Below are 10,922 nucleotides of genomic sequence, written 5' to 3'. Positions count from 1 at the left end.
AACCTGATAACGTTATACTCATAAAAAGGCCTCATTTTCAAATCTAACGAAGATTGATCGTCTTATTCCATTGTTTCGGGCCGAAATTATACCCACTTTGATGAAATAACGAAATCCATCTTCTTTAGAAACACGCAGGCTGGAGATTCAGTCGTTTAACGATATGAATCTTCCTTAGAATCTGTTGGTTGGTGCTAGGTCGATGAGAATACGCCATTTTTCCGATCTGCCCTGGTATCAAACAAGCCCCGCTGGTTCAACGGGGCTTGTTCTCGGTTTGACTTACCACAAAGGCCGCTCTTCGAGAGAACTCGATAGAGGTTTTATCACAGTTTCAATAAAGCTTACTTTACTGCTGCTTGCGCGCGGTCGTATGCGGTTTTGTAAATCGCCACGATATCCTCATATCCAAGCTTCTTCTGTTCGTCGATGAACTTGTCCCACTCGTCGAAGCTGCGCGTGCCCATGATGAACTTCGCCAGATTCTCGTCACGGTTGCTGTTCAGCGAATCGCCTTTGGTGCTCAGAATTTGCTGCTCTTCCGGCGTGAACGCCAGCGTTGATGATTTCGCACCGTCATATTTCGGCGCTTGCTCATAAGCGGATTGCAGCTCCGGCGAAGACACCGAGATATGAGCGTCGAAGTCGAACCAGGCATACGTGCCGTCTGTCGACAGACCGGTTGATTTTCTCAAATCGGTAATATCGGCATAATCCTTAATGAAGGAATCTCCGCTGTACGTCTCGCCTTCCTTGCCCCAGCTTACTGTTTGCTTGCCGTCTTCAGAGTAGAACCAGTCAATGAATTTCACGATGTCGTCGATCTTCTTCGAAGTGGAAGCAATCATGAAGCCTTCCTCGGATACCGCCGTATACGCGTTATGCTGCGGTCCGCCTTCCCAGCCAGCCGGAGGAGCCATGAAATTCATGGTGAAGTCCGGGTTGTCCGGGCGAAGCGCGGAGTTGAAGAAGTCAATCCGGCCCATGTAATCAAGTGTGATGAAGGCGCGGTTCGTCGATACGATATCCTGCCACATCTTCGTATCCATTGTCAGGAAGTCCTTCGGTATGAGGCCCTCTTTGTAGAACTTGTTGAAATATTCCAGCATAGTCTTGTACTCGTCCTGGATCGGAGCGTATTTGAACTCGCCGGATTCACTGTCCATGTACACGCTCGCCTTGTTCTTCTCGATTTCAGCGGAGACGTTGAAGCCCGCTCCGAAGTCATAGAAGTAGCGCAAGCCGTTGCGGAACGTCAGCGGGTAGCTGTCCGGATAAGCCGCTTTCAGCTTTTTCAGCGTTTCATACAGCTCGTCCCATGTGTTAGGCGTCGACAGCCCTTGCTCCTTGAAGATGTCCTCGCGGTACATCCACGTGCGGCGGTTCGATTCGCCCAGTCCGGAGTTCGGGAATTCATACATCTTGCCGTCGGAGGACAGCATATTCTGCGTTTCGGTCTGATGATCCTCCATCCAGGCCTTGAAGTTCGGCATTTCGTCCACATAGTCGAGAATGTTCACCAGCGCGCCTTGCTGGCCGAACTTATCGGCGGAAGCCTTCGACTGCGACCAGATCAGATCCGGCATTTCCCCGGAAGCGATGGCCAGGCTTGTCGCATCCTCCAGCAGGTTGCCTGAAGGAATTTGCACATCCAGCGTGACTCCGGTTTTCTCTTTGATATAATCGTACACGACCCAGTTCTTGTCGTACGGCCAGCTTGGATTGCTGTAGTTGAGGAATGTGAAGGTTTGATCCTTCAGCGCAGCTGAGGTTTCGCTCGGGCTGCTGCTTGCTCCGGTATCCGCGCTTGCGCTCGGAGCTGTGTTGTTATTACCGTTATTGTTGTTCGAACAAGCGCCCAGCACCAGACTGACTCCCATTAAAGCGGCCATAAACATCGTTGACTTTTTCTTCATACCTTGCCCCACTCTCCCTGATCTTTTTTAGAGGATGCTCAATAACGTCTGCTTTGGAGGCAGCAGATTTCTTGAACCTGCACTCTTCACCTTGCCTCTTGCACTCTTGCCCACTTGCCCACTTGCCTCTTGCACTCTTGCCCACTTGCCACTTACCCTCTTGCTCTTGCCCACTTCCATACCGCTTACTTCCCATTACATCTATATTAACCTTTGACCGACCCGATTAGCGCGCCCTTCGCAAAATACTTCTGAAGGAACGGGTAGACCATAAGGATGGGAACCGTTGTAATGATGATGGTGGCGTATTTCAACGCTTCATCGATGATCATGCTGTCTCCGCCGATGTTGCCGGCTCCGTTCGCGCTGCTTCCCTGCAGGACCATGTTGCGGACGATAATCTGGAGCGGATATAGATCAGCATCTCTCAGATAGAGAAGCGCGGAGAAGAAATTGTTCCAGATCGAGACGCCATAGAATAGTCCGATCGTCGCCAGAATCGCTTTGGAGAGCGGCAGCACCAGCCGGAAGAAAATCCCGACATCGGTAAGCCCGTCGATCTTGCCCGACTCCTCCACCTCCTGCGGCATGCCCGCGAAGAAGGTTCGCATGACGATCAAATTCCACGAGCTGACGGCCAAGGGCAGAACCATCGCCCAGATCGTATCGATCAGATGATAGCTTCGCACGACCAGGAAGGTGGGTATCATGCCGCCGCTGAAGAACAGCGTAATGACGACCATAATCATAAAGGTCTTGCGAAGCAGCATGTGATTCTTCGAGAGCGCATAGGCTCCAGCGGCGCTGACGAGCAGCGAAATCGTCGTGCCTAATACCGTATAGATAATCGTATTGATATACGCTCTTCCGATCTGAGGATTATCGAATACGGCGGCGTAGGTATCGAGATTGAACTGCTTGGGCCACAGGAATACTTCCCCCTTCAGGACCGGCACCGTTCCGCTGAAGGATACAGCGATCATGTAGATGAAGGGATACAGAGCCGATACCACCACGCAGAACAGAATGAAGTACAGGAAGAAATCAAAGGCGCTGAATTTCGGTTTCATGTTTGAACTCCCCTTTCCTCACCATAGGCTCGTATCGCTTGTTCTGCGGCTGATCCAGTTTGCAGTGAGAATAAACGTAAGATTGATGATGCTGGTGAACAAATCAATGGCGGTGCCGTAGCTGTAATTCATCGCTTGAATGCCCGTCCGATACACATAGGTGCTAAGCACATCAGCCGTCGAATAGATCGAAGGATTGAGCATGAGCAGCACCTTCTCGAAGCCGATGTCCAGCATATGACCGAGATTGAGAATGAGCAAAATAATAATGGCAGACCGAATACCCGGCAACGTAATATGCAGCAGCTGATGCTTTCTCGTTGCTCCGTCGACCCTCGCCGCTTCGTAGAGCTGAGGATCGATCGCGCTAAGCGCCGCCAGATATATAATCGTTTCCCAGCCGACATGCTGCCAAATTTCCGATAGCACATAGATCGTGCGGAAATAGCTGTCTGTCTGCATGAAGTTGATCGCGTCATAGCCCATCCATTCGATCAAATGATTCACCAGGCCGTTCGTCGGCGATAAGAAGAGAAACAGCATACTGACCACAACGACATTCGAAATGAAATGCGGCAGATAGCTGATCGATTGAACGAATCGTTTCACGACGGATCGACGAACCTCGTTCAGAAGCAATGCGAGAATGATCGGCGCCGGAAACCCGAAGACCACCTTGTAGATTCCTAGCACGACGGTGTTCTTCACCAGCTTGAAGAAGTCCGGACTTTCGAAAAACAGTCGATAATACTTGAGCCCCACCCAATCGCTGGCCCAGATCCCCTTGAAGGTGTTGTAATCTTTGAATGAAATCAAAATTCCGAACATCGGCACGTATTTGAATAAAATGTAGTACGCGAGCGCCGGCAGAAACAACAGCATGAGATACTTGCCTCTGTTCCACCTCATTCGAAAATGCGCCATCTCTTGTCCTCCTGTCCTTGTGTCTATGTCTCAAAGCTTATCCTCGTGTCGGCCAGTCGACAATGATTCATACTTTCGATTCCTCGCACATTTGTGTTTATATAGAAATCGACTAATAATCTTAAGGAATGCGTAGTTTAATTTGTTGAAGTCTTGCTGCTTGCGGCCGTTACGCCTTCAGTTTGATTGCCTGGTTTAGTCGAATGCTGTCATTCGCCGCTTCGAGAAAGCGAATAATCGCCAAGGTCTCGGCCGGATCGATCGGCGTCCTGCCGCTTCGAAAAAATTGCACCACGTCCTCCATCATCGCCGCGAGGAACGGCTTGCCGCCTTCATGAACGGAGAGGCTTCCAGAAGATCCTCGCGAGAGATGCAGCTTGCCGCCGAAGGCTTCATTGCCTGACCGATAACCGCGAATCGTACCGATCCTGCCATCCCTCCATACGCCGATTGCGACATCATGCTCGGAGGTTCTTACCGCTCTTACTTCTTCACAGCCGGCGCCCATGGCCTTGAACAGCATCTCCGCCATATGAATGCCGTACCAGAAATAGCCGGGCTGCGTCGGTTCAAGCGGCATCGGCCCGTGGAAATCGGCACCTGCAATCGCATCGGGCTCCGTCTCTGCCATCGCGACGACCAAAGACTCCATATACCGGAGCGCCGAGCAGCTCATGAACGGCGTCTCGTATTCCCAAGCGAGCCGGATCATTCGCTCCGCCGCTTTCGAATCCAAGGCGAACGGCTTGTCGACGAAGATCGGTTTGCGGTATGGCACCATTCGCGCGAACAGCTCCTCATGCACCCTGCCGTCTACTGCCTCCAGCATCCAGGCATCGCAAACGGCTGCCACCTCCTCCAAACTGTCCATCATGCGCACGCCATGCTCGTTCTTCAGCGCCTCGCGATAGTTGTCGATACGCGTCGCGCTCATCGCGAAGTCGGCCGACGCCGCGCCCTGCCAAGCGGCAACCAAACTAGCCGACTTGAGAGGCTCGGGCTGCCGCTCATCGTTCAGCAGCTTGGCGAAGGCAAGCACGCGCGAATTGTCCAAGCCGATCATCCCGATGCGCAGCGGCTCATTTTGCTCGTTTCCGCCTTCATGCCCATTACGCAATTGGCTCCCCTCCCTGATTCACAATCCTCTCGCAACCGCTTTGATTCGACAGATAGATGCTTTCCACGACCGCAACCACGCTTCTCGAATAAGCGATCGAGCAAGAAGGCTCCACATCCTCTCTAATGCTGTCCAGCAAATCTTGAAATTGCAGCACGAAAGGATTTTCCTGTATGCTTACCTCAACCTGCCGATAGCTTCCTCCTTCGCTGACCCAGAGTCCGACGCCCGAGATTAGCTTCATGCTGCCCTTCGTGAACAGCAGCTCGGTCTCATCGATTGGAACGCCGGGATAACCGGACTGTGACATTGCGGCCGGTATGCCCTTGGACGTTTCGAAGAATGCCGTTCCTCCGCCTTCAATATCGCCCCTGCCGAGGAAATAATCGACCGACGCTTTCACCTTCGTAATCCTTCCATCGATCAGCCACTGTATCTTGTCGACCGTATGCGAGCCCAGATTGGTTAAGATGCCGCCGCCTGCCTTGGCCCTCTCGAAGAACCAGTCGGGACGAGTCGGCTTATCGTAAGGCAAGTGACGTCTGTCGTTCATCATGACCAGCCTCCCGAGCCTTCCTTCCTCAATCCATCTCTTCGCCGCACGATTGGTTTCCGTATAATGCTGCGTATGACCGACAAGCAGCTTCACGCCCGCTTTCGATACCGCCTCCGCGATTTCGTCGCATTCGGCCGTGTTCAAAGCCATTGGCTTCTCGAGCAAAATATGACAACCTTGCTCGGCCGCGAATATGGCGGCTTCCCTATGAAGGAAATGCGGCAAGGTGATAACCGCGATATCGGGTTTCTCTTCCTGAAGCATTTGCTTATAATCGCTGTAAGCTTTCATGCCATACCTGGCCGCCATGCTCGCCGCCCTATCCTCTTGGACATCCGCGACAGCGCAAGGCGCGAGCTCCTCCATCTTCGCGGCAGCCTCCAGGTGATCGCTTGCGATTCCGCCTGCTCCGACGACGGCTACTCGAATATTCATTTTAAGCATCCTCCCCCAGTTAGGTCTGGGGATCATCTTACCAAGCGCCGCCGCATCGGCCTATCAGGCAATCTTTCGGTTCTATTCTCTTTTAAAGAAATGTTAAGGAATCGGAGCGAATCATGAAAATCGACAAGTTTTTAAAGTTCAGACAATTGAACCCGTTCAGCAAGCGCATGCTATACTTGAATAGGGGTTAAGCCAAAGGAGAGAAAGGAATGGCGGGATGAAATGGATAAGGAGATTTTCGACAAAATTCAAAATGGAGATGTCGCTTTTTTACACTCTGTTCAGCAGCTTCATCGTGATCATTCTCTTGCTTGTCAGCATCAATCTGGTTTCCTATTCCTTCTTTCGCAACAGCATTAAAGATGAAATTATTGTAAACAGCGGCATGAATCTGAATACAACCGCGTCGAATTACGAGAAGCATATCAAGCTGATTCGGAGCTATATGCTTAGCTATCTCTTCAATAACGACACGCAAATTCTGCGGAGCGCGAGCCCTGGCGTTCGATACGATATCGTAACCGACGCGCAGAAAAGCTTGCGCTATTCGCTCAATAATTCTCTGCTTTACATTGACAATATGATTTATTATTTCAAAGACAGCGGACTTGTCATTGATAAAGACGGCACGCGGGATCCGTTGACCATGTTCAACAAATTCTACGCCCATCCTCTGTATACGGCAGATTTCTGGAGCAAGGAAATGGACAGTGCGAAGAGCTTCAAGGTATATCCGTCCGCCACTTTCCAGATCTCGACCGCTTTCGAGAAGGAATCGATTGGCAATCTCATGCCAATCATGGTCAAGAACGCTTATGATCATAATTTCGCGTTAATCGTGCTCATGAAGAGCACGGCGCTGTATGACGCCTTCTATCAGCCGAAGGAGGGCAGCAATCTGGTTATTTTGGATGAAAGCAATAAGGTGATCTTCACGACCGACGACAGCATCGAGCTGCCTGCGGCTGTCAATAACCTTCAAGGAACAGGCTACAAGAAACAGGATGATATTTATTATTTCTATAAAAAGGGCGGAGATACGGGCTTCACTTACATCGAGGTTCTGTCTGACAGAGGCTTGGTCGATCAAATGCAGAAGCTCAATATTCTGATGGTCGCGCTGCTGGCGCTGTCCGTCTTGATCAGCCTGGTCGTTTCCTATTTCATCGCGAAGCGTTTCCACAATCCTCTGGCCAATATGCTGCGTTCGAGCCAAGCGCTTGGCTCTGGCGGCCTGCCCTGGAATATGAACAGCCGCATTAAGGAATTCAATGTTCTTCACAATACGCTGAGCCATCTATCCAAATCGAATAAAGCCATTCATGAGGATCTCGAATCGAAAAATTCGCTCTTGCAGCAATTCGCCTATATGACGAGATTGAAAAAGATACATGGCAGAGACGCTCCGTTGCCGGCAGCCATTGACGCCAACAAGCCCTATCGTCTCGTCTTGTTTCAGCTTGTGTTCAAGGACCGGTTCCTTATTGAAATTTCCAATGCGCCTCAGCGCGCTCTAAATATGTACAAGGAGTTGATTCATGCCAATTTCGCAGCTCATTACAAGGACTCATTAACGTTTCAGCTTGAGAGGGATCAGATTCTTACGATTCTGTTCGTGGAGGATGAAGAGAAGGATAAGCAGTCGAATCCGCTTCAAAATCTGATCGAAATATTCGAGCTGGATTCCAGCTATTGCAATTTCACCATCGCGCCAAGCCCCGTACGCAAGCATTCGACTGATATCGCGGAGACCTATCAGAATGTGCTCGATCTGATTAAGCAACGCAGACTTGGGGAGGATGTGCAGGTCATTACGGAATGGCATCCGCAGCCGGCGCTTATGATTCCAAGCCCGCTCGAGGAGAGCGAGCTGACGGCTAATCTGCATTCGGGCTCCGATTCCGTCACCGTACCGCTCGTCCATAAACTCCTTGACCAACTGGCCAAGATGGACGCGCTGGCGAAGCAATTCCAAGACTTCTCCAAGGACGTCGTCAATCGGACATTCAAGGTGATGTACGCGCAAAATATATCGTTCGGCATGTCCGCGGACGAAGCGTCGCCTTATGACCAGTTGAAATCCTGTTACACGCTTCCGCAGTACAAAGCCTTCTTCGAGCAGTTCCTTTCGCGAGCTGCGGAGCTTATACGAGGCAAGCGTTCGGAGACGGATGTGATGACGAAATTCGTGATGGAATACGTCGAATCCAATTACGGCGACGATCTGTCTCTTGACGCGATTGCTAGCAAGCTTGGCATAACCGGGCCTTATCTATCCACTTATTTCAAGGAGAAGACGGGTACGAATTTCAGCGATTATATCTTCTCCGTCCGCATGAACAAAGCAATGGGCATGCTTCAGGACACGAATTTGAAAATTCAGGAGATCGCTTCGTTAATCGGTTATTTCACCGTGGCTTCCTTCAATCGCGTGTTCAAAAAGCATACCGGCATGACGCCGAGCGAATATCGCCGTCAAAACAATAAATGGCAGGGAGAGGAATCATGACTACGATTTCGACATTACCGCAAATTAAATGGTATGAACGGAGGGACGGTGACTACCGATTGAATTCGGAGCATCGCCTGATATTGAATATGAAAGCTTCAGATTCCAGACTCGCGGCTGCAGCCAAGCGTTTGTTCCCGGAGCTTGTAGAAGGAAAAGGGGTTGGGATTGCAGAACAGGTGCGTCGCAGTGCGGAGCATGGTTGTGGCGTTGCAAAGCAAGAGCTTGGCATTGCACAGCAAGAGCTTGGCAGTGTGGAGCATGCGCTTGACGTTGCACAGCAAGAGCTTGGCAGTGTGGAGCATGCAAGTGGCAGCCAATGGCCGCCGTTTGTCTTATATATCGGACCGTTGGAGGCCGGGCATGCCTTTGATTTCACCTATCTTTCCACCTTCATCACTGCCTCTAGCTCTGTTGCTGCCGAGTCTGAGCTCAATGAAGCCTTGCAGGCGTCTGAGGGCTATTGCATGAAGGTGCGCTCGAACGGCATCTGGCTTGTATCGGGAGAGGCGGCCGGTTTGTTCTACGGCATGCAGACGCTCAAGCAACTATTCGACCAGGCTCAACTGTCGTATGGCGTTCAACTGCCGGAAAATGCTCAACTGCCGACACAAGCCCCTTTCCTTCCCGCTTGCGATGTGGAAGACTGGCCCGATGTGCCGCTGCGCGTCATGAATTACGACTTCCGTCAGACCTTCTCGAAGCCGGAGAAGCTTATCGAATACCTGGATGACTTCGCGGCCCTGAAGACCAATGCGCTGCTAATCGAATATGAGGATAAATTCCCGTTCGAGCGAAACCGCGAATTCCGTCATCCCGAATACGCTTTAAGGGATTCGCAGTTGAATGAGCTGCTTGCAGCGGCGGAGCGGAATTTCATTGAGATTATTCCGCTGCAGCAAAGCTTCGGCCATCTGGAGTATATTTTGGGCCGCGTGGAATACCGGTCACTTCGCGAGAACGAAGCATCCACAGGCGAGCTCTGTCCGAGCAATCCCGCCTCGTTCGAGTTGGTGAGCGGATTGCTGACGGAGATGGCGACGAAGCATACCGGCTCCCGATACCTTCATCTAGGCTGCGACGAGGTGTACAGCATCTGCGAATGCCCCGTTTGCCGCGAGAGGTACGGCAATTCCCGGAATCTGGCCTTTCTGGATTTCGTGAATCGGCTCATCGCCTTCACCTGCGAGCTCGGCAAGAAGCCGATCATTTGGCAGGATGTGCTGGCCCACTGCTCGGATGAGGAATTAGGCAAGCTGGATTCCCGCGTCACGATCATGATTTGGCATTATAACGGTAAGATGATCGACCGTATCGCCTCCGAACTGACGCTTCGTCTGCGCAAGCTCGGTATTCCGGTCATCGGCGCTCCTTCCGTTCGCTGCTTCGACCGTAAGGATGATCAGAATTATCCGGTCGTCGATCAGCGAATCTCCAACGTCGACCAATGGGTGGCGGCCGCCGGAGAGCTTGCGTTGGACGGCCTGGTCGGAACGAACTGGACCGCCGTGTTCTCGCTCGGCGTGCCGTACGGCGTCTTCGAAACCTCATGGTATACGATGGCTTACTTTGCGGATCGATGCTGGAATAGCGATGAGGATGCTGGGGGGAGTTTCATGAGCCGCTTCCTGTCAGTGTTCCATGGCATTGCGCCGGAGAAGGCTGCCGAGCTTCTCGGCAACTATTCGAACGAGGATTATTACGTCTCGATGCCTGCGCTCTTGAAGGCGGTCACGCGGAATGAGGATGTTGCTGAGCTAATCTCCGCCATGCTCGCATTCGAGACCGCCTCCGACCGCTCGAGAACGACGCATAAGTATGTGTATCGCGCGACGATGTTTCCCGACAATGAAGCCGAGCGGCGTTCGCTGTTGAATAACTATCGGATTACTCGTCGCGGCCTGGAAGCCGCAAGAGGACGCATGAAGGAAGCGCTGCTCGCCTTCCAGCCCGAAGCAATGGCCGACCATTATGTGCTCTCGCGCTACTATCTGCACGACTATCTGGAGGAGACGTTGTACCAGGAGCTTGGGCTGAAGCTGTAGCTATGACTTGCGGAGCAGCAAGCGTGCCGCGCTCCCTCAGCGCGTTCCACCAGCTGTAAGTCGACTTTTTCGACTTGCAGCACTCCGTCAGCGCTTTTCCAGACCTGCAAGTCGACTTTTTCGACTTACGGCTCTCCATCTGCGCTTTTCCAGGCCTGCAAGTCGATTTTTTCGACTTACGGCTCTCCGTCAGCGCTTTTCCAGACCTGCAAGTCGACTTTTTCGACTTGCAGCACTCCGTCAGCGCTTTTCCAGACCTGCAGGTCGACTTTTTCGACTTACGGCTCTCCATCTGCGCTTTTCCAGGCCTGCAAGTCGATTTCTTCGACTTACGGCTCTCC

7 protein-coding genes are annotated in these 10,922 nt (G+C 51.8%); 2 read left to right on the top strand and 5 right to left on the bottom strand.

Annotated features, from left to right (window positions below):
• Positions 1-344: 344 nt before the first annotated feature.
• The 5 genes from HFP08_RS05570 to HFP08_RS05550 all read right to left on the bottom strand — a co-directional run bounded on the left by HFP08_RS05570 (position 345) and on the right by HFP08_RS05550 (position 6,018).
• Entirely contained in the window at positions 345-1,916 is a 1,572-nt protein-coding gene (locus HFP08_RS05570; protein WP_168119553.1) for an extracellular solute-binding protein, read from the bottom strand.
• 206 nt (positions 1,917-2,122) lie between these two features.
• Positions 2,123-2,986 carry a carbohydrate ABC transporter permease gene (locus HFP08_RS05565; RefSeq protein ID WP_168119552.1) on the bottom strand — a complete coding sequence of 288 codons (864 nt, stop codon included), beginning with the start codon at positions 2,984-2,986 and terminating at the stop codon, positions 2,123-2,125.
• An 18-nt stretch (positions 2,987-3,004) separates the two neighbouring features.
• The gene (locus HFP08_RS05560) at positions 3,005-3,910 is read right to left on the bottom strand and encodes an ABC transporter permease (protein WP_240941111.1); all 906 of its coding nucleotides are present in this window, start codon (positions 3,908-3,910) and stop codon (positions 3,005-3,007) included.
• 169 nt (positions 3,911-4,079) lie between these two features.
• Positions 4,080-5,027, bottom strand: a complete 948-nt coding sequence (locus HFP08_RS05555) for a Gfo/Idh/MocA family oxidoreductase (RefSeq protein WP_240941109.1) — start codon at positions 5,025-5,027, stop codon at positions 4,080-4,082.
• Positions 5,020-6,018: a Gfo/Idh/MocA family protein gene (locus HFP08_RS05550; protein WP_168119551.1), complete on the bottom strand. Its 999-nt coding sequence runs from the start codon at positions 6,016-6,018 to the stop codon at positions 5,020-5,022. Before HFP08_RS05550 ends, HFP08_RS05555 begins: the two co-directional genes overlap by 8 nt.
• A gap of 226 nt (positions 6,019-6,244) precedes the next feature.
• Here HFP08_RS05550 and HFP08_RS05545 point away from each other — a divergent pair, with 226 nt between their 5' ends.
• Positions 6,245-8,536 carry a helix-turn-helix domain-containing protein gene (locus tag HFP08_RS05545; protein WP_168119550.1) on the top strand — a complete coding sequence of 764 codons (2,292 nt, stop codon included), beginning with the start codon at positions 6,245-6,247 and terminating at the stop codon, positions 8,534-8,536.
• Complete coding sequence (locus HFP08_RS05540; RefSeq protein WP_168119549.1) at positions 8,533-10,581, top strand: family 20 glycosylhydrolase; 2,049 nt, start codon at positions 8,533-8,535, stop codon at positions 10,579-10,581. Before HFP08_RS05545 ends, HFP08_RS05540 begins: the two co-directional genes overlap by 4 nt.
• Positions 10,582-10,922: the final 341 nt, after the last annotated feature.

The organism is Paenibacillus sp. HB172176, assembly GCF_011947265.1.
Lineage (GTDB): Bacteria > Bacillota > Bacilli > Paenibacillales > Paenibacillaceae > Pristimantibacillus.
The sequence above is the reverse complement of the archived record's forward strand: the minus strand, read 5'-3'. Positions and strand labels throughout refer to the sequence as shown.